This is a genomic window from Mycobacterium sp. IS-1590 (assembly GCF_001500025.1).
In the GTDB taxonomy this organism is placed as follows: Bacteria; Actinomycetota; Actinomycetes; order Mycobacteriales; family Mycobacteriaceae; genus Mycobacterium.
This window is the reverse complement of the sequence record NZ_LQIW01000051.1, coordinates 198,673-220,044: the sequence shown is the minus strand read 5'-3', so window position 1 is coordinate 220,044 and position 21,372 is coordinate 198,673. Positions and strand designations below refer to the sequence as shown.

The following is a 21,372-nucleotide window of genomic DNA, read 5'->3' as shown; positions in this document are numbered from 1 at the left end:
GGCGGTCGGGAACTTCAGCGAGAAGATCGCCCGGTTCCTGGGCACCGGCCGCTACCTGGCGTGGCAGACCATCCTGGTGGTCGTCTGGATCACCCTGAACCTGTTCGCGGTCGGACTGCGCTGGGACCCGTATCCGTTCATCCTGCTCAACCTGGCGTTCTCCACCCAAGCGGCCTACGCGGCGCCGTTGATCCTGCTGGCGCAGAACCGCCAGGAAAACCGGGACCGCGTCTCGCTGGACGAAGACCGCCGCCGCGCCCTGCAGACGAAGGCCGACACCGAATACCTGGCTCGTGAACTGGCCGCGCTGCGGTTGGCGATCGGCGAGGTGGTCACCCGCGACTACCTGCGCAGAGAGCTCGACGAGATGCGCGAAATGCTGGCCGCCCTGCAGCACGCGCCCGCCGAATCGGGCGACGACGAGCCGGGCCGCGGCGACCCGGGTGAGCGCCGGCAGAAGAAGTCGAGTGCAGGCAGCTAACGAATTGCTGTAACGCGGCGGTTATGTAGTAGGTATGGTGACTTGGTTCACAAGCGCAAACATAGGACGGTTGAGTGCACATAAGGGGAGGAGCCGCCGCCCTCAAGGCCGTGCGGCGCCAAACGGGCCGTCTGCGGCGAATCCCGGGCCCTCGAGTGCAGAAGCTGGCATCCGCCAACCGCATGCGCGCCGGCCTCGGCGTGGCCATCATCGCCCCGATCATCCTGGCCGGCAGCGTCGGCGCCTCGGCACCCTCTCCGCGTACGCCGACCTCGGATGCCGCGGTGACGCCGCTGGCCGCGGTCGAACCGTCACCGGGCGCGCGATCGGGCGCATCGGTGGTCGCCGTGACCAAGGAGCCGATGGCCTTCCACATCGCCGCCTCGACGGTATCGGCTCCCCCGCCCGCCGCGGTGGTGAATTCACCTGGGACACTGGGCATTCCGGGGATGGCACTGTCGGCGTACCGTAACGCCGAACGGATCATGGCGTCCGCGTACCCCGGTTGCGGCCTGAGCTGGAACCTGTTGGCCGGTATCGGACGCATCGAGTCGATGCACGCCAACGGAGGCGCGACCGACGCCCGCGGCACAGCGATCCGCCCCATCTTCGGGCCTGCGCTCGACGGCACGCTGCCCGGCAACGAGGTCATCGTGCAGAGCCGCGTGGCCGACCGCGTCACCTACGCCAGGGCCATGGGGCCGATGCAGTTCCTGCCCGGCACCTGGTCGCGGTACGCCTCCGACGGTGACGGCGACGGCAAGGCCGAGGTGCAGAACCTGTTCGACTCGTCGCTGGCCGCCGCCCGCTACCTGTGCAGCGGCAACCTAAACCTGCGCGACCCGAACCACGTGATGTCGGCGATCCTGCGTTACAACAACTCGGTGGCCTACGCGCGCAACGTGCTGGGCTGGGCCGCGGCCTACGCGACGGGCGTCGTCCCGATGGACCTGCCTCCGATCACCGGATCGGTCCCGACGCTGGAAGAAACCGTCGCCAACGTGCACCTCACCGATCTGAAGGAGTACCAGGGTCTCGGGCCGGGGTTGCCCCTCAACGCGCTGGGACTGCCCGCAGGCGATCCGTTGGCGTTGATGCCGCTGCTCGAGCGTGACGCGGTCGCCAGCCAGATGGGCAACATGCCGGGCTTCGCCCCTGGTCAGCGGCTCGGCCCGCTGCCGGGACCGGCGCCGCAGGCACCGGCGACCCCGCAGGCTCCGGTGACTCCGCCGCCATGGACACCGCCGTGGATGCAGCCGCAGCGGCCCGAGTGCGCGGTGTTCTGCATCGAGGACAACCCGGCGCCGCCGCTGCAGCCCGCACTCGGCGGACCTGCCGTCGCCAACCCGATGCTTCCGCCCGCTCCGGCACCGCTGGCGCCGCCCGCTCCGGTGGGAGCTCCGCAACCGGGACCCGCACCGATCGGCGCACCGGCTCCCGTCGGGGCACCGGGCCCGGCTCAAGCACCTGGCCCGGCTCAGGCTCCAGCACCCGTTCCGGCCGCCCAGCCAGGACCCGCGCCCGGACCTGCCGCCCAGCCGGGTCCGCCACCCGGACCCGTCGGTTAAGGACCGCCGTCGAGTCGGCCTAGACTCGACGGTGATGTCTCATTCACCCGCTGACCTGGAATCCGAGATCCGTCGCGCGCTGGCCAAGGTGATCGACCCCGAGCTGCGGCGGCCGATCACCGAGCTCGGCATGGTCAAGAACGTCACCGTCGAACCTGACGGGGCGGTCCACGTCGAGATCTACCTGACCACCGCCGCGTGCCCGAAGAAGACCGAGATCTCCGATCAGGTCAGCCGGGCCGTCGCCGACGTCCCCGGAACCGGCGCCGTCCGGGTCAGCCTCGACGTGATGAACGACGAGCAACGCACCGAACTGCGCAAGCAACTGCGCGGCGATTCGCGTGAGCCCGTCATCCCCTTCGCCCAGCCCGGTTCGCTGACCCGCGTCTACGCGGTGGCCTCCGGTAAGGGCGGCGTCGGCAAGTCCAGCGTCACCGTGAACCTCGCCGCGGCCATGGCCGCGCGCGGCGTATCGGTCGGAGTGCTCGACGCCGACATCTACGGGCACTCCGTTCCCCGCATGATGGGCATCACGGACCGGCCCACCCAGGTGGAGTCGATGATCGTTCCGCCGGTCGCCCACGACGTCCGGGTGATCTCCATCGCGATGTTCACCCAAGGCAACACCCCGGTGGTCTGGCGCGGTCCGATGCTGCACCGCGCGCTGCAGCAGTTCCTCGCCGACGTCTACTGGGGCGACCTCGATGTGCTGCTGCTCGACCTGCCGCCGGGCACCGGCGACGTCGCGATCTCGGTGGCCCAGCTGATCCCCGGCGCGGAGATCCTGGTGGTCACCACGCCCCAACTGGCCGCCGCCGAGGTGGCCGAGCGCGCAGGCGCGATCGCACTGCAGACCCGACAGCGCATCGTCGGCGTGGTGGAGAACATGGCCGGGCTGACGTTGCCGGACGGCACGACCATGCAGATCTTCGGCGAAGGCGGCGGCAAACAGGTCGCCGAGCGGTTGTCGCGTGCGATCGGCGCCGACGTGCCGTTGCTGGGCCAGGTGCCGCTGGACCCCGAGCTCGTGGCGGCAGGCGACTCCGGTGTCCCGCTGGTGCTCTCCGCACCGGACTCGGCGGCCGGTAAGGAATTGCGCAGCGTCGCCGACGCCCTTTCGAGCCGCAAGCGCGGACTGGCGGGCATGTCGCTGGGCCTGGACCCTGCCGGTCGATAACGGTCTCGTGTCCGAGGCCGAACTCCGTCACACCCTGTCCGACAAGGCGTTACAGTGCTGTTCGTGGGCAGGGCAATGTTAGCCAACGGGCGCGGCAAGTTGCTGGCGCTCGTCGCGTCCATCACGCTGTCGGTCGCCCTGTTCTACGCCCAGAGCGCCGAACCGCCCACCCAGCATGTCGACCCGCCACCGGTCGGTCAGCAGGATGTCCCTGCGGCCGCCCCGAAGGTCAAAACACCCACCGAAGCGGAGTTGCTCGCGGCCAGTGCTCCCGTTGCCACGGCGGCAACCCCGTTCGCGTTGCCCGCCGGTATCACGCCCGAAAACGGGTTGCAGGTCAACACGATTCGGGTGGCCCGGGCGATCAGCGTGTTGTTCCCCGAGGTCAAGACGATCGGTGGATACCGCCAAGACCCGCTGAGGTGGCATCCGAACGGTTTGGCGATCGACGTGATGATCCCGAATCACGGCAGCGAAGAGGGCATCGCGCTCGGCAACCAGATCGCCGGGATCGCCTTGGCCAATGCCGAACGTTGGGGTGTGATCCATGTGATCTGGCGGCAGGGGTTCTACCCGGGCGTCGGCGCTCCCAGTTGGACCGCGGACTACGGCAACGAGACCGCCAACCACTTCGACCACGTGCACATCGCCACCAACGGCGGCGGATACCCGACCGGCGACGAGCAATACTTCATCTGAGCCCGCGCGGCTCTCACGTGGCGTCGGTGTCGAACGGTGTCGTCGCGGGCGCCTGCGGTGATGCGGGTGGCGCCGACTGCGTAGGGGGTTCGGGCGAGCTGACCGGTTTGTCGGGCCGCTTGCGGTCGAAGTTTCCGGTGAAGATCGAGTCGTCGCCGTCGAGCAGGTGTTTGGTGAGCGCGGCGCGCGGCGTCATACCGCGCAGCTTGTTGAGCTCGCTCAGCGGCTCGCGCAGGTCGTCGAACTCAGGCCCGAGGTCTTCACGCAGTTGGCTGGTGGCCCCGCTGATGTAGTCGCGGGCCTGACGCAGCGCCCCCGTCGTCCACCGGATCGCACCGGGTAGCCGTTCGGGGCCCAGGATCACCAGACCGGCGATCACCAGGATCAGCATCTCGCCCCAGCCGACGTTGGCGAACATCGGCTACGTGGTGTCGGGACCCGGGTTGACGGTCAGCGTCACCCGCCGCCCGTCGCGCATCACCTCGATCGGTGCGTCCTGGCCGATCTTGAGCTGTCGGACGGCGACGACGAACTCGTCGGCGTCGGCCACGTTCCGGTCGCCGACCTTGACCACCACGTCGTTTTCCAGGATTCCCGCCTTCTCCGCGGGGCTGCCGGCCTTGACGTTGGCCACCTGCGCGCCCGAAGCGATGTCGTTGCTGACCGAGCGGGCGGTCAGGCCCAGCGTAGGATGGGCGATCTTGCCGTCGCGGATGAGCGAGTCGACGACGGTCTTGACCTCGTTGATCGGGATCGCGAACCCGAGCCCGCTGGCGCTGTCGGACAGCGACTTACCGGCGGTGTTGATGCCGATCACGTTGCCGTTCATGTCGATCAGGGGGCCGCCGGAGTTGCCGTGATTGATCGGCGCGTCGGTCTGCAGACCGTCGATGACGGTGTCGGTGTCCGAGCCGTCGCCCGACAGCGGCACCGGGCGGTGCAGCGCGCTGATGATGCCGGCGGTGACGGTGCTGCGCAGACCCAGCGGAGCGCCCGCGGCGATCACCTCGTCGCCGACACGCAACTTGTCCGAGTCGCCCATCTGCGCGACGGTCAGGTTGTCGACGTTGTCGACCTTCAGCACGGCCAGGTCGGTCTTGGGATCGCGGCCCACGAGGTTGGCGGGCACCTCTTTGCCATCGTTGAAGACGATTTTCATCTTGTACTTGCTCGGGTTGTTCGCGGCCTCGGAGATGACGTGATTGTTGGTGACGATGTAACCGCGACCGTCGATGACGACACCGGAGCCCTGCGACCCCTCCTGATCGCTGGTCGCCTCCACCGTGACCACCGAATCAGCAACTGCGGCAGCGACTTTGGCGATATGACCCTCCGGTGGCGGGCCGGCGTCGGTGGTGTTGAGCGTGACCTTCGACGTGGTGAACGCCTCGACCACCTCGGCGGTCTTGCGGCCTACCCACCCGCCTGCGAACCCGATCACCAACGCGATGATGGCCAACATCGCCAGCGCGACGTAGGAGACCCTGCCGCCGAACAGCACGTCGCGCACACCCAACTTGCCGGTCGGGACATTGTCCGGGGATCGCGGCGGCTCGTGGACGGCGGGTGCGCCCAGGGCGACCGGCGCCGAGGGATCCCGCCACGGGTCGGCGGCCAGGTCGGTGTCCTGATCCCGCTCGGCTTCCAGCGCGCCGGCGTCGGCGGGGTGGCGCTGTAGCGAGTCGCCGCCGGGATAGGGCTTGCCGAACGCCTCGGCCAACACCGGATCGGGCGCCTGGTTGGTCGGCGTGAACTCTCCTTGGTCGCGATACTTGTCGAGTCCCACGAACGAACCCTCGACACCGTCGGGCCTGCCGAACGCGCGCTGCGCCGCCGGATCGACGGGCGGCCGCGACACGGGGCGGGGTTCCAGGCGTTCACGCCCGGTCTGGTCGAGATTGGTCACCCGGTCATCACCCTCTGTGAAAGCGCCCGCGAATGCCGGCGCGGATCGCTGCTCGTCTTCGCATTTACCCTACCGGCGCTTGCGCCGAGCGCGCTGGGTGCTGTCAGCAAACTCTGACCGCTGCGTCTCGACGGGCGGCTCCGGCGGAGCATGGTGCGGGATCTCGGACAACAGGCCTAGAAGTGAGCTCGGCATGGCCACCGGGCGGGACTCCCGCAACGCCGCGCGCGCCTGCCGCTGGGCCTCGACCTCGGCCGCGCACTGCGGACACAGCGATAAATGGTGGGCAGCGCGAAGATGTGGGGTCAGCCGCAGTTCGCCGTCGACGAAGGCGGCGATGGCCTCCGTCGAGAGGTGTTCGGTGGAACCGAACTCCCGCGGCCCCACGGGCGCGTCGCTCTGGGAGGCGAACTGAGAGGGCAACCACGAGAAGGCCCGGCGGAACACGTGTCCCCGGTCGAGCATCGCCCAGCTCCTCTCACTGCGTGTCACGGCGTCCATTCGAATGTAGCGCGGAGCGCTGTGATCAAGCCCGCGAACGTCAGGCCGTTTTGGCCGCGTCGCCGGGGCGAGCCGATGTGGCGGTCTCGCTGTGGTTGGCCAGGTAGTCGCGAAGGGCCTGCCTCCCGCGGTGGATGCGGCTGCGAACGGTGCCGAGCTTGACGTCGAGCGTCGCACCGATCTCCTCGTAGGACAGCCCCTCGATGTCGCACAGCACGACGGCGGCGCGGAACTCCGGAGGCAACGAATCGAGTGCCGCCTGCAGATCAGGACCCAGCCGCGAGTCGTGGTAGATCTGCTCGGGGTTCGGATCGTCGGCCGGAACCCGGTCGTAGTCCTCGGGCAACGCCTCCATGCGGATGCGCCCGCGCCTGCGCACCATGTCGAGAAACAGGTTGGTGGTGATGCGGTGCAGCCAGCCCTCGAACGTGCCGGGCTGGTAGTTCTGCAGCGAGCGGAACACCCGGATGAACGTCTCCTGAGTGAGGTCCTCGGCGTCGTGCTGATTGCCCGAAAGCCGGTAGGCCAGCCGGTACACCCGGTCGGCGTGCTGGCGCACCAGCTCATCCCATGAAGGCATGGTGGATTTGTCGCCGGTGGCGTCGAACACCGCGGTGCCGGTCATTTCGTCGGAAGGCTCGACCCATTCGGTGTCCATGACCTGTTCGAGGTGGGACATCGAAGTCGGCGCCATCTTGATGGTGGTCGTCAGATCCTCCTGGTCACAGCCGCCATCACGGTGCGGCGGTTCGCTACTGCCCGCAACGCGCAGATCCGCACAGGTATTCCCTGGTTGGCCCCCTGGATGCCAGCGTCCGCCGTTTTCCATGGGAGATACCGTCTCCGACCGTTCCGTGCCTGGCATATGAGCAAACTGAACATTTCCTGAGAAAGCTTTTCTACCCATTTTTGACCTGCGCGAACCTGCTGAGAATTCGTGCGATCCGGTCGCCGGGAACGGGCGTGTCGCGATGCTGGCCCCCGCGGGTTGGCTACGCTGCGGGCATGGCCGGCACCGACGACGTCATCGGAGGGCGCAGCCGTGCCGAATCCATCGTGTCGCACGCCGAGCAGTCCATCTCCGAGGACGCCATCGTCGCCGCGGCCCGCGAGCGCGCGCTCGACATCGGCGCCGGTGCCGTCACTCCCGCGGTCGGCGCGCTGCTGTGCGTGTTGGCCAAGCTGACCTCCGCCAAAGCCGTCGTGGAGGTCGGCACGGGCGCCGGAGTGAGCGGGCTGTGGTTGCTGTCGGGTATGCGTGAGGACGGCGTGTTGACCACCATCGACGTCGAACCCGAGCACCAGCGCATCGCCAAGCAGGCGTTCAGCGAGGCCGGGATCGGCCCGGGACGGAGCCGGCTGATCAGCGGCCGCGCCCAGGAAGTGCTGACCCGCCTCGCCGACGAGTCCTACGACCTGGTGTTCGTCGACGCCGATCCGCTGGACCAGCCGCAGTTCGTCGCCGAAGGTGTCCGCTTGCTGCGCCCGGGCGGCGCGATCGTCCTGCACCGCGCGGCGCTTGGGGGTCGTGCCGGCGACGCCTCCGCCAACGACGCCGAGGTCGCGGCGGTGCGCGAAGCCGCGCGCCTGATCGCCGAGGACGAACGGCTCACTCCGGTGTTGATCCCCCTGGGCGACGGCCTGCTCGCCGCCGCGCGCGACTGAATTCCTCGCCGGTTCTCGCCGAGCCGGGCCCGAGCCGAAGGCTGGGTGACGCGGCATTTCTCGACGGTGTGACGGTTGGCCGCGGTGAGCTCTTGACCGCTAGCTGAACGCGCGTTTAGTGTATTGAACATGCGTTCAGCGGCGAATGATCTCACGGCCGTGGCGCGAATCCGCGACGCCGCGATCGAGCAGTGGGGCCAGCACGGGTTCAACGTCGGGCTGCGGACCATCGCCGAGGCGGCGGGAGTGTCCGCCGCGCTGGTCATCCACCATTTCGGCTCCAAGGAGGGGCTCCGCAAGGCCTGCGACACGCACGTCGCCGACGTGATCCGCGAAGGCAAGACCGAGTCGCTGCAGACGCACGACCCCGCCAAGTGGCTTGCGCAGATGGCCGAGATCGAGTCATACGCGCCGCTGATGGCCTATCTGGTACGCAGCTTGCAGTCGGGCAGCGAACTGGCCAAGGCGTTCTGGCAGCAGATGATCGACAACGCCGAGCAGTACCTCGAGGAGGGCGTGCGCTCCGGCCTGCTCAAGCCGAGCCGCGACCCCCGGGCCAGGGCCCGCTTCCTGTCGATGGCCAGCGGCGGTGGCTTCCTGCTGTATCTGCAATTGCATCCCTCCGCCGATCTCCGTGTGGCGCTTCACGATTACGGCGAAGACATGGTGTTGCCCGCACTCGAGTTGTACACCGAAGGCCTGATGGCCGACTCGACGATGTACGACGCGTTCCTCGAGCAGCGCAGGAAAGGCGTCCCGTTCAGCACACCCCGACCAGGAGATGGCGATGACGGCTCAGACAGCACAGCATCCGCGGCAGGTTGAGTTCGGCGAACCTGCCGTCGAAATCCACGGACTGACAAAATCATTCGGGCGTACCCGGGCGCTCGACGGGTTGGATCTGACGGTCGCACCCGGCCAGATCACCGGCTTCCTCGGACCGAACGGAGCGGGTAAGTCGACCACCATCCGCGTCCTGCTCGGGCTTTTGCGCGCGGACAACGGCACGGTGCGGCTGCTCGGCGGAGACCCGTGGCAGGACGCGGTGGCGCTGCACCGCCGGATCGCCTACGTACCGGGGGATGTCACGTTGTGGCCCAACCTGACCGGGCTGCAGGCGATCGATTTCTTGGCCCGCCTGCGCGGCAACGGTGTGGACACCGCCCGACGGGATCAGCTGATCGAGCGGTTCGACCTCGACCCGCACAAGAAGGCCCGCACCTACTCCAAGGGCAACAGGCAGAAGGTCGCCATCGTCGCCGCGTTCTCCACCGCCGCCGAGCTCTACATCCTCGACGAGCCGACCTCCGGTCTGGACCCGTTGATGGAGAGGGCGTTTCAACAGTGCGTCGGCGAGGTGGTTCAGCGCGGCGCCGCGGTGCTGTTGTCAAGCCATATCCTGGCCGAGGTCGAAAAGCTGTGTGACAGCGTCACCATCATCCGCGCCGGTCGCACCGTGCGGGCCGGCACCCTGACGGAGTTGCGGCATTTGATGCGCACAACCGTGACCGCGCGCACCCGCAGCGACGGGCGGCGTCTCGAGGATCAGCCCTTCGTCCACGATTTCACGGTCACCGACGGACACTACGTCTTCTCGGTCGACCGCAGCGACCTCGACCGCGCGATGGGCCTGCTGACCGAACTCGGGATCTTGGACCTGACCGTCAGCCCGGCATCGCTGGAAGACATGTTCCTGCGCGAATACCGGGGGGCGGAGCGATGACGACGGTGACGGCGCGTGCGTCCCGCACGCAACGACGCGGCCCGTCGACCGCATGGACAGGCACCGCAGCCCTGCTGCGCCTGGCTGTGCGCCGCGACCGGGTGCGGCTCGGAGTCTGGGTCGCCGTCCTGACGATGCTGATGGCCTACGCACCCGCCGCCCTGGAACTGGCCTACCCCGAAGAGGCACAACGGCTTACCCGAGTCGAACTGCTGAAGACGCCCGCGGGGATGATGATGGGCGGGCCGATGTTCGGCCGCAACGAGACCGACCTCGGCGCGATGATCGCGAACGAGATGATGCTGACGCTGATCGTCGCCGCGTCGATTCTCGCGATCCTCACCGTGATTCGCCATACCCGGGCCGAAGAGGAGAGCGGCGCAGCCGAGTTGGTGCTGTCGTCGGTGGTCGGCCGCTACTCGCGCACCGCCGCGGCACTTGTTCTGGTCGCCGCGGTCAACGCCGTACTCGCCGTGACGATGACGCTGGCGATGGTCGCGAGCGGCTTCGCGCTCACCGACACCGCGGCGATGTGTCTCGGCGTCACCGGGGTGGCAATGCTTTTCGGCTCCGTGGCCGCGGTGACCGCACAGTTGTGGCGCCAGGCGCGCACGGCATCCGGTGCGGCCATGGCGGTGCTCGCGGTCGCCGCGGTGGTCCGTGGAATCGGCGATGTGATCGACAACTCCGGCAGCCCGCTCAGTTGGTTCTCCCCGATCGCATGGGCCCAGCAGATGCGCGCGTTCGTCGACCTGCGGTGGTGGCCGTTCGCGCTGTTGGTCGCGCTCACCGTCGCCCTCATCGCATTGGCCGCGGCGCTGGAGGGCAGGCGCCAGTACGACGACGGTGTCATCCCGTCCTCCGGTGAGCATCCCGACGCCCGGCCCATCAACGGCGTCCTGGGCCTGCACCTGACGCTGCAGCGCGGTCAAACCGTCGGCTGGACCATCGGATTGTTCCTCGGCGGCCTGGCTTTCGGGTCGATGACCAAGTCCCTGCTCGACGCGGCCGAGACCAACGAGGTGATCCGGCTGATGATGGCCCAGCAGGGCGCCGACGGCGTGTACACGACGATGACGCAGTTCCTCGCGGCCGCGGCGAGCGCGTACGTCGTCGCCGCCGTGCTGCGGGTGTACGGCGACGAGGGCAACGGGCTCGGGGAAGCCGTGTTGGCCGGATCGGTGTCGCGGTGGCGATGGCTGACGACGGCCGTGATGTCGGCGGTGCTCGGTTCGGTGGTGCTGATGTTCGCCGCCGGTCTCGGTAACGGCGTGGGCGCGGGCATCTCCGTCGGCGAACCGGCGACCGTCCTGCGTCTGACGGCCGCCGGGCTGGCTTTCGTTCCCGCGCTGGCGGTGATGGCAGGTGTCGCGGCGCTCGCCGTCGCCGTGCAGCGGCCCGTGCTGGGTTGGCTGGCGGTCGCGTTCGTCGTCACCACGCTGTATCTCGGGCCGCTGCTGCGGTTGCCGCAGTGGCTGATCGACCTGTCGCCGATCGGGCGCACCACGGCGCCGATCGACTATCCGGTGACCACGCTCGTCGTCCTTGCCGTCGTCGCCGCCGCCCTGACCTGGGTGGCCGGCCACCTGTACCGCAGGCGCGACGCCCTCTGAGGTGGAGTCGTGAAAATCGCTCTGCAGGCTCTGGCTTCGGCCCTCTTCGGATTCGTTTTCTTCGCCACAGCGCTGTTCTGGCCGGCCGGGACGTTCGACTATTGGCAGGCGTGGGTTTTCATCGGCGTGTTCATCATCGGCACGATGGGGCCCAGCATTTACCTCGTGGTCAAGCGCCCCGACGCCCTGCGCCGCCGGATGAGAGCGGGGCCGTTCGCCGAGACCCGGCCGGTGCAAAGGGTCGTCATCACCGCGACCGTGCTGATGGTGGTCACTGTGCTGGTGATCAGCGCGCTCGACCATCGCTTCGGATGGTCGGCGGTGCCGACGGCGGTGGTGGTGCTCGGCGCCGTGCTCGTGTGGACCGGCCTGACGCTGTCGCAGTTCGTCATCATCCAGAACAGCTATGCCGCGGCCACGATCACCGTCGAGTCCGAACAGCCCCTGGTCTCGACGGGCCTGTACGGCGTGGTCCGCCACCCGATGTACGCCGGAACGCTGGTCATGATGATCGGCACTCCGCTCGCGCTGGGTTCCTACTGGGGGCTGGTCGCGATTCCACCCGCCGTGCTGCTGCTCGCGGTGCGCATCGCCGACGAGGAACAGATGCTGCGGCAGCAACTGGCGGGCTATCGCGAGTACATGCACAAGGTGCGCTTCCGGTTGGTGCCGCGCGTCTGGTGAGGCCGAGTCGCCCACCGACGCCGCGCGCCCAGCCGATAATGCGGATGTGGAACTGCTGACCGGCCTCGGCCTGGCGACCGCGGCGGGGCTCAACGCCTATATCCCGCTGCTGGCGCTCGGCCTGTTGTCGCGGTTCACCGACCTGGTCGCCCTGCCCGCAGGTTGGGCCTGGCTGGAGAACGGCTGGGTGATGGCGATCGTCGCGACGCTTCTGATCGTCGAGATCGTCGCCGACAAGGTGCCGGCGCTCGACAGCGTCAACGACACCATCCAGACGTTCGTCCGGCCGACCGCGGGCGGCATCGTGTTCGGTTCGGGAACCGCGGCACAGACGTCGGCGGTCACCGACCCTGGCGCGTTCGCCCAGTCCGGGCAGTGGATTCCGGTGGTGATCGGTGTCGTCGTCGCGTTGGTGGTGTCGCTGACCAAGTCGACGGTCCGCCCGGCAGCCAACGTCGCCACCGCCGGAGTGGCCGCACCGGTGCTGAGCACGGTCGAGGACGGGGTCAGCGTGGGGCTGGTCTTCGCCGCGATCCTGTTGCCCGTGCTGGTGCTGGTGGCCATCGTCGCCATGGCGTGGCTGGCGTTCCGGATCCTGCTGCGACGCCGCCGCCGCAACGCCGCACCAGGCTGACCCGGGGCGCGTTACGTGAGGGTGGTGACGTAATGCCCGCCGGAGTAGTAGTCGATGTTCAGCTTGCCGCTGGCATCCTTGTAGCCGCAGGTGGACACCGTCCCACTCTTGTTGTACGTCCCCCCGGCGGCCTTGCATTCGCTCTTGATCGTCTGGTCCGACAGCTTCTCCGCGTGTGCGGCCGGGGCGGTCGTGGTAATCAGTGCGCCGACCGCGACGGCGCCCGCGGCGATGGCGGCGGTGATGCTGTTGCGTCTCATCGTGTGCCTCCTGTGGTTGTGGCCTCGTCGGCCGGTGCTGGTTGAACCACCATGAGACACACGGGGTTGCGGCAAAACGGGGCGACCACCCACACCGTTCGAACCGTGGTCGGGACTTCCGGGCGGCCCGCGATTAGGGGATTGGGGGTTAGATCCAGACGCCCTTGCCGACCGCGACCACTCCTCCGGCGCTGATCGCGAACCGTTCGCGGTCCTTGTCGAGGTCGACGCCGACCATCTCACCCGGCCCGACGACCACGTTCTTGTCCAGGATCGCGTGGCGCACCACCGCGCCGCGACCGATACGGGCCCCGGGCATGATCACGCTGCCCTCGACGATCGCCCCGTCGTCGACGACGACGTTGGACGACAACACCGAATTGCGCACGGACGCAGCCGAGATGATGCTGCCGGCCCCGACGACCGACTCCTGCGCCGAGCCGCCGTTGACGAACTTCGCCGGCGCCAGCATCTCCGACTCCCCGCGGATCGGCCAGCGCTTGTTGTAGAGGTTGAACACCGGGTGCACCGACACCAGGTCCATGTGTGCGTCGTAGAACGCGTCGAGCGTTCCCACGTCGCGCCAGTAGCCGTGATCGCGTTCGGTGGCGCCGGGCACTTCGTTGTTGCTGAAGTCGTACACCGCGGCCATGCCGTCGTCGACCAGACGCGGGATGATGTCGCCGCCCATGTCGTGGTCTGAGTGGTCGTCGTCGGCGTCGGCGCGGATCGCGTCGATCAGCACCTTGGTGGTGAAGATGTAGTTGCCCATCGACACGAACGCCTCGTCGGGATTGTCCGGCGTGCCCGGCGGATCGGCGGGCTTCTCGACGAAGCTGCGGATGCGCCCGGACTCGTCGGCGTCGATGACCCCGAACGCGGTGGCCTCCGGGCGCGGCACCCGGATGCCCGCGACCGTCGCGCCTGCGCCGCTCTCGATGTGAAACTGGACCATCTGCTCGGGGTCCATGCGGTAGACGTGGTCGGCGCCGAACACGACGATGTAGTCGGGATCCTCGTCGTAGATGAGGTTCAGCGACTGGTAGATCGCGTCCGCGGAGCCGGTGTACCAGCGTGGGCCGAGCCGCTGCTGGGCCGGGACGGGCGTGATGTATTCGCCTGCCAGCCCCGACAACCGCCAGTTTTGGGAGATGTGGCGGTCAAGCGAGTGCGACTTGTATTGCGTCAGCACGCAAATCCGCAGATACCGCGCATTGACGAGGTTGGACAGCACGAAGTCGATCAGGCGGTAGGCGCCGCCGAAGGGAACGGCGGGCTTGGCTCGATCCGCGGTCAACGGGTAGAGCCGCTTGCCCTCCCCGCCGGCCAGGACGATGCCCAGCACGTGTGGCAGTTCCCTCATGCCTCAAACCTATCGGCCACTTCTGTCCTGGGCTACCCATTCCACTTCGAGTCAACGTCTCTGGCGCGGATCCGGCGATCCCGACGCTGCTCCCCTCCTGCGGCGGCTTGCGCCCGTAACTAGGGTCGAGACCATGCGGGTGGCGATGATGACTCGGGAATATCCACCCGAGGTCTACGGCGGGGCGGGGGTGCACGTCACCGAGTTGGTCGCTCAGCTGCGCCACCTGTGCGAGGTCGACGTGCACTGCATGGGCGCCCCGCGCGCCGACGCGATCGTCGCGCAACCCGACCCGGCGCTGCTGGGCGCCAACCCCGCGCTCTCGATGCTCTCGGCCGACCTCAACATGGTCAACGCCGCAGCACATGCCGAGGTGGTGCACTCGCACACCTGGTACACCGGGCTGGCCGGCCACCTCGCTGCGCTGCTCTACGGGGTGCCGCACGTGCTGACCGCGCACTCGCTGGAGCCGATGCGCCCGTGGAAGGCCGAACAGCTCGGCGGGGGTTACCGGGTGTCGTCGTGGGTGGAGAAGACGGCGGTGGAAGGGGCCGATGCGGTGATCGCGGTCAGCTCCGGTATGCGCGAGGACGTGCTGCGCACCTATCCCGCGTTGGACCCGAACCGGGTGCACGTGGTGCGCAACGGGATCGACACCGAGGTTTGGTATCCGGCAGACCCGGAGCCGGGCGAATCGGTGCTGGCCGAACTCGGCGTCGACTTGTCGCGGCCCATGGTGGCGTTCGTCGGCCGGATCACGCGGCAGAAGGGCGTCGCACATCTGATCGCCGCAGCGCACGACTTCGCCCCCGATGTGCAGGTCGTGCTGTGTGCTGGAGCGCCCGACACCCCCGAGATCGCCGCCGAAGTGACCGCGGCGGTTGAGCATCTGTCGCACGCGCGCGCCGGGGTCTTCTGGGTGCGCGAGATGCTACCCATCGTCAAGATTCGCGAAATACTTTCCGCTGCAACTGTTTTCGTATGTCCATCGGTGTACGAACCGCTGGGAATCGTGAACTTGGAGGCGATGGCGTGTGCGACGGCGGTGGTGGCGTCCGACGTCGGCGGCATTCCGGAGGTCGTGGCCGACGGGCACACCGGGCGGTTGGTGCACTACGACCCGCAGGACGCGGCGGCTTACGAGAGCCGGTTGGCTGCGACGGTCAACGAGCTGATCGCCGATCCCGAGAGGGCCCGCCGATACGGTGAGGCCGGGCGGCAGCGGTGCATTCAGGAGTTCTCCTGGGCCCATATCGCCGAGCAGACCCTGGAGATCTACCAGAAAGTGGGCAATCCGGCGTAGCCGGTCACACCTGAACGGTCAGCTCGTGACGTTCTTCAGTTCGTCCCCGAGCGCGGCGGCCTCATCAGGGGTCAGCTCGACGACGAGTCTCCCGCCGCCTTCCAGTGGTACCCGCATCACGATGCCACGCCCCTCCTTGGTTGCTTCCAGAGGACCGTCGCCGGTCCGGGGCTTCATCGCCGCCATCGAGTGCTCCCTCCAGATGAGCCGGCCCGCCCGCGGGCTCGGTCGGGACCGAGACTGCCCACTCGTTTGACATTCCCGGCACTGAAACTGCTCTGAACGCCTCTATTGTTCCCTATCGGCGCGGTTAGGTGTGCAAAGACCCGGCTAAGCACGCTTCTCGGGGGCCGCGTACGTCGCCGGTACCCAGCAGTCGGCGGTGTGATCGTCGACCATTCCGGTCGCCTGCATCAACGCGTAGGCGGTCGTGGGCCCCACGAAGCGGAAGCCCCGACGTTTCAGTTCCTTGGCCATCGCGGTCGACTCGGCGGTGACGGCCGGAACCTCCGCGAAGCTGGCGGGCCGCGGCCGGGGCGGGGGTGCGAACGACCACAACAGCTCGGCGAGATCGGTCCCCGCATCGCGCAGGTCGGCCACCGCGCGCGCGTTGGCGATGGTGGCCTCGATCTTCGCGCGGTTGCGCACGATTCCGGCATCGCTCATCAACCGCGTGATGTCGCGTTCGGTGTAGCGGGCGACCCGTTCGATGTCGAAACCGTCGAACGCGCGGCGGAAGTTCTCCCGCTTGCGCAGGATCACCAGCCACGACAGCCCGCTCTGGAACGCTTCGAGGCTCACCCGCTCGAACAGAGCGACCGAGTCGCGCAGCGGCCGCCCCCACTCGGTGTCGTGATAGTCGCGGTAGAGAACGAAATCAGCTGGAGCCAAACGGGATTCGTCGATCCAGGCGCACCGGACACGGCCGTCGGGTTCGACGGAAGGTTCCACGGTGGTGGCGGTCATGACTCGTCGCCACCGTCGGACTGCAGCGCGTGCGCACCACCCTCGACGGGCTCGTGGTCCTCGATGCCGTGCGTGGCCCGCAGGGTGGCCAGCTGACCGCGCAGCTGGTCGAGTTCCTGACCCAGCCGGTCGAGCACCCAGTCGACCTCGCTGGTCTTGTAGCCGCGCAGCGTCTGGGTGAACTTGACGGCGTCGACGTCGGCGCTCGTCACGCCGGAGGCGGGTAGGACCGTCGCGGTGGTCTCCCGCGGCAGCGGGGGCAGCGGTTCACCACGGCCGAACACCACGCTGCCCACGGCGAACAGCACCACGGCGATCAGCACCAGAACGACCAGATACAGCAGAATCAGGCTCACGGTTCGATATTGCCCCAGCGCCCCGACAGGTCGCTTCGTAGGTCCCGCCGAACGTGGGTTACCGACACGCCTTCCTCGAAAAAAATGTGCGGGTAACCCACGTTCGGCGTCGGGCGCCGGAAATCAACCGCGCGGGCGAAGCGTCACCATCGGGGGGCGGTCGGCCAGCGACACCGATGACGTCCGAGGCGTGTAGCCCTCGCCGTCGGCGAAGAACTGCGTCAGCCCCACACCGGAGTCCGGCACCCCGCACCGCGACAGCAGCGTCGCGATGACCTGTCGGCTCATGCTGGCCAGCTCGGTCAGCGGCCGGTTGCGGTGGGTGCGGACACCGAGGTTGACCTGAGCGATCCCGTCGAGGCCGAGGCGGTCGTAGGCGTCGATCAGCAGGCCGATCTCGACCCCGTAGCCCGGCGCGAACGGTACCGACGTCAACAGCTCCCGGGTGCCGGCATATTCACCGCCCAGCGGTTGCAGGATGCAACTGAGCTCCGGGCGCAGCGAGGTGAGAAGGGGCCGGGCCACCAGCTCGGTCACCCGCCCGCCACCGTTGGCGTCCTCGCTGCCGCTGACCTTCAGCGGCCTGCGGTAGAAGCCCTTGACCAGGTGGACGCCGTCGGTGGTCAGCAGCGGTCCGACCAGCTTGGGCACGAACATCGGGTCGGGGTCGATCAGGTCCGAGTCGACGAACACCACGACATCGCCGGTCGTGACGGCCAGCGAGCGCCACAGCACCTCACCCTTTCCGGGTTGCGGAGCCACCTCCGGCAGCGCCGCTTCTCGGCTGATCACCCGCGCCCCGGCGGCCAGGGCACGGATCTCGGTGTCGTCGGTCGAACCGGAGTCCAGCACGATCAGCTCGTCGACCAGCCCGCCGAGCAGCGGGGTGATGGTTTCGACGACGCTGCCGACCGTCTCTTCCTCGTTGAGGGCGGGCAACACGACCGAGACGGTGCGGCTGCCTTTGGCGGCCTCGAGTTCGGCGATCGTCCACGTCGGCCGGTTCCAGCTGTGGTCGCTGAGCCACCGCGCGGTGACGACGTCAGTGGCGGGAAGTTCGGGTGTGAGTGTCATGCCAGTCCCCTCACCGTGCGCGTCGGCGGCCGTCCGCCCTGGATCGACGCGACCATCTCCAGTACGCGCCGAGTCGGTCCGACCTCGTGCACCCGGAACATCGCGGCTCCGTCTGCGGCCGCCAAGGCGGTGGCTGCAAGGGTGCCCTCCAGGCGTTCGGTCAAACCCACACCCAGAGTCTCCCCGACGAAATCCTTGTTGCTCAGCGCCATCAGGACGGGCCATCCAGTGTTTACAAGCTCTTTCACATGGCGCAACAAACTAAGACCGTGGTGAGTGTTCTTGCCGAAATCGTGCGTCGGATCGATCAGCACGGCATCGCGCGCCACCCCCGCCGCTACCGCGCGTTCGGCCGCCGCGGTCACCTCGGCGATGACATCGTCGACGACACCGCGTTCGGTGATCCCGTAGTTGACGCGGAACGGCCTGGTCCGCGGTTGCGCGCCGCCGGTGTGCGAGCAGACCAGGCCCGCGCCGAACTCCGCGGCCACCTCCGGCAGCGCCGGATCGTGGCCCGCCCACGTGTCGTTGATCAGGTCGGCTCCCGCCGCGCACGCCTGTTTGGCGACCGCCGAGCGCCAGGTGTCGACGCTGATCAGCTGGTCAGGGTAGGTGGCGCGCAACCATTCGATGAACGGAACGACGCGCGCGATCTCCTCGTCGGTGTCGACGGTGTTGCCAGGGCCCGCCTTGACCCCGCCCACGTCGACGACGTCGGCGCCGTCCTCGATCACCCGGTGCGCGGCCGCCTTGGCGGCCTCGTCGGTGAACGCGGCGCCGCGGTCGTAGAAGGAGTCCGGGGTCCGGTTCACGATCGCCATGATCAGCGCTCGATCAGCGGCGACGGGCCGGCCCAGGAAGCGACCTGAGAAACGGCCCGGCTGCGTTTTCACCCTTCCAGGCTACGGCGGTGCGATTTGTGCGTGATTTCGTTCGGCCGGCGAACGTTTTCACTCACAAGTCGCTAGTTCTTGGGCTTCTTTCCGTCGGCGACCTCTTTGGGGTAGTCGTCGTAGAACTCGACGTAACCCTCATCGCGGCCGGAGAGCACGTAGATCGGATCGTCGATCTCCTCGACGTTGAAGCCCTCCTTGCGCAGGTCGACCTTCTGGCTCTTGAACGTCGACGTGTACGCGAGCTCCTCGACCACCCGCACGAACAACGGCACCGCATAGCCGGGCAACTTGTCGTATGCGGCCTTGGCCAGCGCCTTGCCGTCGAACTTCTCGCCGTCTTTGAGCTGGATCGCGGCCATGCCCGCGCGCCCGCCCGCGCCCTCGACCTCGACGCCGAACACCGTGCACTCCTCGACCTGCGGGTCGGCGGAGATCGCCGCCTCCACCTCGGTGGTGGCGACGTTCTCGCCCTTCCACCGGAAGGTGTCGCCGAGCCGGTCGGTGAACGACGCGTGCCCGAACCCCTGCGAGCGCATCAGGTCGCCGGTGTTGAACCACACGTCGTCGTCGCGGAAAGCGTTGCGCACCAGCTTCTTTTCCGTCTCTTCGCGATCGGTGTAGCCGTCGAACGGCTGGAAGTTGCTGACCTTGGACAGCAGCAGGCCCGGCTCCCCGGTGCGCACCTTCTTGACCCGGCCCTCGTCGTCGCGCAGCGGATCACCGGTCTCGGGGTCGTATTCGACGAACGCGACCGGCGACGGGCAGATGCCGGTGGACTGCGGGATGTTGAAGACGTTGACGAAGGCGGTGTTGCCCTCGCTGGCGCCGTAGAACTCGCACACCCGCTCGATGCCGAACCGCTTGGTGAAGTCGTTCCAGATCGCCGGGCGCAGCCCGTTGCCACAGATGACCCGGACCTTGTGTTTGCGGTCGGTGTCCTTGGCGGGCTGGCTGAGCAGATACGAGCAGATCTCGCCGATGTAGACGAACGCGGTCGCGTCGTAGCGGATCACCTCGTCCCAGAATTTGGACGCCGAGAACTGCTTGCCGATCGCCAGCGTCGCGCCGGAGTTCAGCACCGACGACAGCGCGACCGTCAGCGCGTTGTTGTGGTACAGCGGCAGGCAGCAGTAGAGCGTGTCCTTGCTGGTCAGCCGCATTCCGAGGCCGCCGAACCCGGCGAGTGCCCGCAGCCAGCGGTAGTGGGTCATCACGCTGGCCTTCGGCATGCCGGTGGTGCCGGACGTGAAGATGTAGAAGGCGTCGTCCTTGGCGAGCACGGCCGCGGTGGTCGGAGGGTTGCCGGTGGGCGCCGACGAGGCCAGGCGTTTGAGGTCATCGATGGTGAGCAAGCCGTCGGTGTCGGCGCCGGACTCGGTGATCGGCTCGACGAAATCGGTGTCGGCCACGACGGCCTTGGCCTGCAGCAGCCCGAAGCTGTGCTTGAGGACGTCGCCTCGCTGGTTGTAGTTGAGCATGCCGGCGACCGCGCCGCATTTGACCGAGGCCAGCATCAGCAGCACCGGCTCCGGGGAGTTGCGCAACATGATGCCGACGACATCGCCGTGGCCGACGCCGCGGGCAGCCAGAATCGCCGCGTACCGGTTGACGGTCTCGTTGGCCTCGCGATAGGTGATCTGCTCGTCACCGAACCGGAGGAACACCTTGTCGCCGTAGCGCGCGGCGCGGTCCTGGAACACCTTGCCGATCGAGGTCTTGGCCGAGGGCCGGGCACCGAAACCGGTGACGACGCCGCGCAGGATCGTCGGCAGATCCACGATCAGGCCCGGCGCGCGGGCCGCGATGTCCAATAACCCAACGCTGCGGCGAGTCCCCGACTTCTCGGTCATGCGCCTTCGTCCCTCCCTGTTCGTTTGTCGCACACCCTAGTGACCATGCTCATGGCGGTGGCGCACACGCCCTCATGGCCGACTCGACGTCGATGACGACGACCAGTCGATCCAGCGCCCCCTGCGCGACGTACCCGCTGTCGCGCAAGCCGTGCAGCCAAGCCAACAGCCCGTCGTAGTGCCCGAAGGGGTCGAGCAGCACGACCGGTTTGTCATGCATACCCAAATAGCCCGCTGTCCAGGCTTCGAAGAACTCTTCGAGCGTGCCGATGCCTCCGGGCAGCGCGATGAACGCGTCCGCACGCCCCTCCATCACCTCCTTGCGTTGGCGCATGGTGTCGGTGACGACGAGTTCGTCGGCGTCGACGTCGGCGACCTCGCGATGCACCAGCGCCTTCGGGATGACACCCACGGTGTGGCCCCCGCGTGACCTGGCCGCCGTCGCCAGCGCGCCCATCGCCGAGACGTTTCCGCCGCCGGAGACCAGACTCCAGCCCCGTTCGGCGATCGCGACCCCGACCTGCTCGGCCAGCTCGATGAGTTCGGGGTGCATCGGGCCCGATGCACAGTAGACACACACCGCCCACTGATGACGGGACTCGCGCGCGCTGGGTTCTGCGGACACGAGCACAACCTAGCCGCACGACGAGCAA

Annotated in this window: 24 protein-coding genes; 11 read left to right on the top strand and 13 right to left on the bottom strand. The window is 68.1% G+C overall.

From position 1 onward, the window contains the following. From AU197_RS25825 to AU197_RS25810, 4 genes are all read left to right on the top strand, one after another. Positions 1 to 481: DUF1003 domain-containing protein (locus tag AU197_RS25825; protein WP_064406751.1), on the top strand; the 481-nt coding region annotated here is incomplete at its 5' end. A 74-nt stretch (positions 482 to 555) separates the two neighbouring features. Then, on the top strand, positions 556 to 2,049 hold the full coding sequence (locus tag AU197_RS25820) for a lytic transglycosylase domain-containing protein (protein ID WP_156434572.1): 1,494 nt from the start codon (positions 556 to 558) through the stop codon (positions 2,047 to 2,049). Between the two features lie 34 nt (positions 2,050 to 2,083). Then, a complete protein-coding gene (locus AU197_RS25815) occupies positions 2,084 to 3,226 on the top strand; it encodes an Mrp/NBP35 family ATP-binding protein (protein ID WP_064406795.1) in 1,143 nt (380 codons plus the stop codon). Positions 3,227 to 3,301: 75 nt separating this feature from the next. Continuing rightward, the gene (locus AU197_RS25810) at positions 3,302 to 3,925 is read left to right on the top strand and encodes a VldE C-terminal domain-containing protein (protein WP_156434575.1); all 624 of its coding nucleotides are present in this window, start codon (positions 3,302 to 3,304) and stop codon (positions 3,923 to 3,925) included. 13 nt (positions 3,926 to 3,938) lie between these two features. Here AU197_RS25810 and tatB read toward each other — a convergent pair whose 3' ends face one another. From tatB to sigE, 4 genes are all read right to left on the bottom strand, one after another. Further along, positions 3,939 to 4,343, bottom strand: coding sequence for a Sec-independent protein translocase protein TatB (tatB, locus tag AU197_RS25805; protein WP_064406750.1), 405 nt, complete (start codon positions 4,341 to 4,343; stop codon positions 3,939 to 3,941). Between the two features lie 3 nt (positions 4,344 to 4,346). Beyond that, on the bottom strand, positions 4,347 to 5,831 hold the full coding sequence (gene htrA, locus AU197_RS25800) for a serine protease HtrA (RefSeq protein WP_064406749.1): 1,485 nt from the start codon (positions 5,829 to 5,831) through the stop codon (positions 4,347 to 4,349). 69 nt (positions 5,832 to 5,900) lie between these two features. After that, positions 5,901 to 6,296: an anti-sigma E factor RseA gene (gene rseA, locus AU197_RS25795; protein WP_064406793.1), complete on the bottom strand. Its 396-nt coding sequence runs from the start codon at positions 6,294 to 6,296 to the stop codon at positions 5,901 to 5,903. A 76-nt stretch (positions 6,297 to 6,372) separates the two neighbouring features. Beyond that, complete coding sequence (sigE, locus tag AU197_RS25790) at positions 6,373 to 7,161, bottom strand: RNA polymerase sigma factor SigE (protein WP_064406748.1); 789 nt, start codon at positions 7,159 to 7,161, stop codon at positions 6,373 to 6,375. Between the two features lie 176 nt (positions 7,162 to 7,337). On the opposite strand from sigE, the gene AU197_RS25785 reads away from it, so the two are divergent. From AU197_RS25785 to AU197_RS25760, 6 genes are all read left to right on the top strand, one after another. Further along, positions 7,338 to 7,997, top strand: a complete 660-nt coding sequence (locus AU197_RS25785; RefSeq protein ID WP_064406747.1) for an O-methyltransferase — start codon at positions 7,338 to 7,340, stop codon at positions 7,995 to 7,997. Positions 7,998 to 8,126: 129 nt separating this feature from the next. Beyond that, entirely contained in the window at positions 8,127 to 8,822 is a 696-nt protein-coding gene (locus tag AU197_RS25780; protein ID WP_064406746.1) for a TetR/AcrR family transcriptional regulator, read from the top strand. Next, positions 8,785 to 9,720 (top strand): ABC transporter ATP-binding protein, encoded by a 936-nt coding sequence (locus AU197_RS25775; protein ID WP_064406792.1) that lies wholly within the window; start codon positions 8,785 to 8,787, stop codon positions 9,718 to 9,720. The genes AU197_RS25780 and AU197_RS25775 overlap by 38 nt, the downstream gene beginning before the upstream one ends. Then, positions 9,717 to 11,333, top strand: a complete 1,617-nt coding sequence (locus AU197_RS25770; RefSeq protein WP_064406745.1) for an ABC transporter permease — start codon at positions 9,717 to 9,719, stop codon at positions 11,331 to 11,333. The genes AU197_RS25775 and AU197_RS25770 overlap by 4 nt, the downstream gene beginning before the upstream one ends. Positions 11,334 to 11,342: 9 nt before the next feature. After that, positions 11,343 to 12,017 (top strand): methyltransferase family protein, encoded by a 675-nt coding sequence (locus AU197_RS25765; RefSeq protein ID WP_064406744.1) that lies wholly within the window; start codon positions 11,343 to 11,345, stop codon positions 12,015 to 12,017. Positions 12,018 to 12,063: 46 nt separating this feature from the next. Beyond that, positions 12,064 to 12,651, top strand: a complete 588-nt coding sequence (locus AU197_RS25760) for a DUF4126 domain-containing protein (protein ID WP_064406743.1) — start codon at positions 12,064 to 12,066, stop codon at positions 12,649 to 12,651. A gap of 11 nt (positions 12,652 to 12,662) precedes the next feature. Here AU197_RS25760 and AU197_RS25755 read toward each other — a convergent pair whose 3' ends face one another. Next, a complete protein-coding gene (locus AU197_RS25755; RefSeq protein WP_064406742.1) occupies positions 12,663 to 12,911 on the bottom strand; it encodes a hypothetical protein in 249 nt (82 codons plus the stop codon). A 148-nt stretch (positions 12,912 to 13,059) separates the two neighbouring features. Next, positions 13,060 to 14,274, bottom strand: a complete 1,215-nt coding sequence (glgC, locus tag AU197_RS25750) for a glucose-1-phosphate adenylyltransferase (protein ID WP_064406741.1) — start codon at positions 14,272 to 14,274, stop codon at positions 13,060 to 13,062. Positions 14,275 to 14,407: 133 nt separating this feature from the next. Between glgC and glgA the strand changes: the two genes are divergently transcribed. Next, positions 14,408 to 15,577: a glycogen synthase gene (gene glgA / locus AU197_RS25745; RefSeq protein WP_156434571.1), complete on the top strand. Its 1,170-nt coding sequence runs from the start codon at positions 14,408 to 14,410 to the stop codon at positions 15,575 to 15,577. An 18-nt stretch (positions 15,578 to 15,595) separates the two neighbouring features. Here the strand turns inward: glgA and AU197_RS26155 are convergent, their stop codons facing one another. The 7 genes from AU197_RS26155 to log form a co-directional block, all read right to left on the bottom strand. After that, a complete protein-coding gene (locus AU197_RS26155; protein WP_005059648.1) occupies positions 15,596 to 15,763 on the bottom strand; it encodes a DUF3117 domain-containing protein in 168 nt (55 codons plus the stop codon). A gap of 144 nt (positions 15,764 to 15,907) precedes the next feature. Further along, positions 15,908 to 16,543, bottom strand: coding sequence for a DNA-3-methyladenine glycosylase I (locus AU197_RS25740; protein ID WP_064406740.1), 636 nt, complete (start codon positions 16,541 to 16,543; stop codon positions 15,908 to 15,910). Continuing rightward, positions 16,540 to 16,899: a DivIVA domain-containing protein gene (locus AU197_RS25735; RefSeq protein WP_064406739.1), complete on the bottom strand. Its 360-nt coding sequence runs from the start codon at positions 16,897 to 16,899 to the stop codon at positions 16,540 to 16,542. Before AU197_RS25735 ends, AU197_RS25740 begins: the two co-directional genes overlap by 4 nt. A gap of 123 nt (positions 16,900 to 17,022) precedes the next feature. Further along, on the bottom strand, positions 17,023 to 17,973 hold the full coding sequence (locus tag AU197_RS25730) for a glucosyl-3-phosphoglycerate synthase (protein ID WP_064406738.1): 951 nt from the start codon (positions 17,971 to 17,973) through the stop codon (positions 17,023 to 17,025). Continuing rightward, positions 17,970 to 18,794, bottom strand: coding sequence for a dihydropteroate synthase (gene folP / locus AU197_RS25725; protein WP_064406737.1), 825 nt, complete (start codon positions 18,792 to 18,794; stop codon positions 17,970 to 17,972). Before folP ends, AU197_RS25730 begins: the two co-directional genes overlap by 4 nt. Positions 18,795 to 18,937: 143 nt before the next feature. Then, on the bottom strand, positions 18,938 to 20,719 hold the full coding sequence (gene fadD6, locus AU197_RS25720) for a long-chain-acyl-CoA synthetase FadD6 (RefSeq protein WP_064406736.1): 1,782 nt from the start codon (positions 20,717 to 20,719) through the stop codon (positions 18,938 to 18,940). 49 nt (positions 20,720 to 20,768) lie between these two features. Beyond that, positions 20,769 to 21,344, bottom strand: coding sequence for a cytokinin riboside 5'-monophosphate phosphoribohydrolase (gene log / locus AU197_RS25715; RefSeq protein ID WP_082696854.1), 576 nt, complete (start codon positions 21,342 to 21,344; stop codon positions 20,769 to 20,771). Between the last annotated feature and the right edge of the window lie 28 nt (positions 21,345 to 21,372).

Coding starts and splice junctions, on each gene's coding strand:
- AU197_RS25775 (WP_064406792.1), top strand. CDS start 8,785: ATGACGGCTCAGACAGCACAGCATCCGCGGCAGGTTGAGTTCGGCGAA.
- glgC (WP_064406741.1), bottom strand. CDS start 14,274: ATGAGGGAACTGCCACACGTGCTGGGCATCGTCCTGGCCGGCGGGGAG.
- AU197_RS25730 (WP_064406738.1), bottom strand. CDS start 17,973: ATGACACTCACACCCGAACTTCCCGCCACTGACGTCGTCACCGCGCGG.
- AU197_RS25755 (WP_064406742.1), bottom strand. CDS start 12,911: ATGAGACGCAACAGCATCACCGCCGCCATCGCCGCGGGCGCCGTCGCG.
- AU197_RS25770 (WP_064406745.1), top strand. CDS start 9,717: ATGACGACGGTGACGGCGCGTGCGTCCCGCACGCAACGACGCGGCCCG.
- AU197_RS25780 (WP_064406746.1), top strand. CDS start 8,127: ATGCGTTCAGCGGCGAATGATCTCACGGCCGTGGCGCGAATCCGCGAC.
- folP (WP_064406737.1), bottom strand. CDS start 18,794: ATGGCGATCGTGAACCGGACCCCGGACTCCTTCTACGACCGCGGCGCC.
- AU197_RS25810 (WP_156434575.1), top strand. CDS start 3,302: ATGTTAGCCAACGGGCGCGGCAAGTTGCTGGCGCTCGTCGCGTCCATC.
- AU197_RS25785 (WP_064406747.1), top strand. CDS start 7,338: ATGGCCGGCACCGACGACGTCATCGGAGGGCGCAGCCGTGCCGAATCC.
- AU197_RS25815 (WP_064406795.1), top strand. CDS start 2,084: ATGTCTCATTCACCCGCTGACCTGGAATCCGAGATCCGTCGCGCGCTG.
- AU197_RS25740 (WP_064406740.1), bottom strand. CDS start 16,543: ATGACCGCCACCACCGTGGAACCTTCCGTCGAACCCGACGGCCGTGTC.
- AU197_RS26155 (WP_005059648.1), bottom strand. CDS start 15,763: ATGGCGGCGATGAAGCCCCGGACCGGCGACGGTCCTCTGGAAGCAACC.
- fadD6 (WP_064406736.1), bottom strand. CDS start 20,719: ATGACCGAGAAGTCGGGGACTCGCCGCAGCGTTGGGTTATTGGACATC.
- glgA (WP_156434571.1), top strand. CDS start 14,408: ATGCGGGTGGCGATGATGACTCGGGAATATCCACCCGAGGTCTACGGC.
- rseA (WP_064406793.1), bottom strand. CDS start 6,296: ATGCTCGACCGGGGACACGTGTTCCGCCGGGCCTTCTCGTGGTTGCCC.
- tatB (WP_064406750.1), bottom strand. CDS start 4,343: ATGTTCGCCAACGTCGGCTGGGGCGAGATGCTGATCCTGGTGATCGCC.
- sigE (WP_064406748.1), bottom strand. CDS start 7,161: ATGGAAAACGGCGGACGCTGGCATCCAGGGGGCCAACCAGGGAATACC.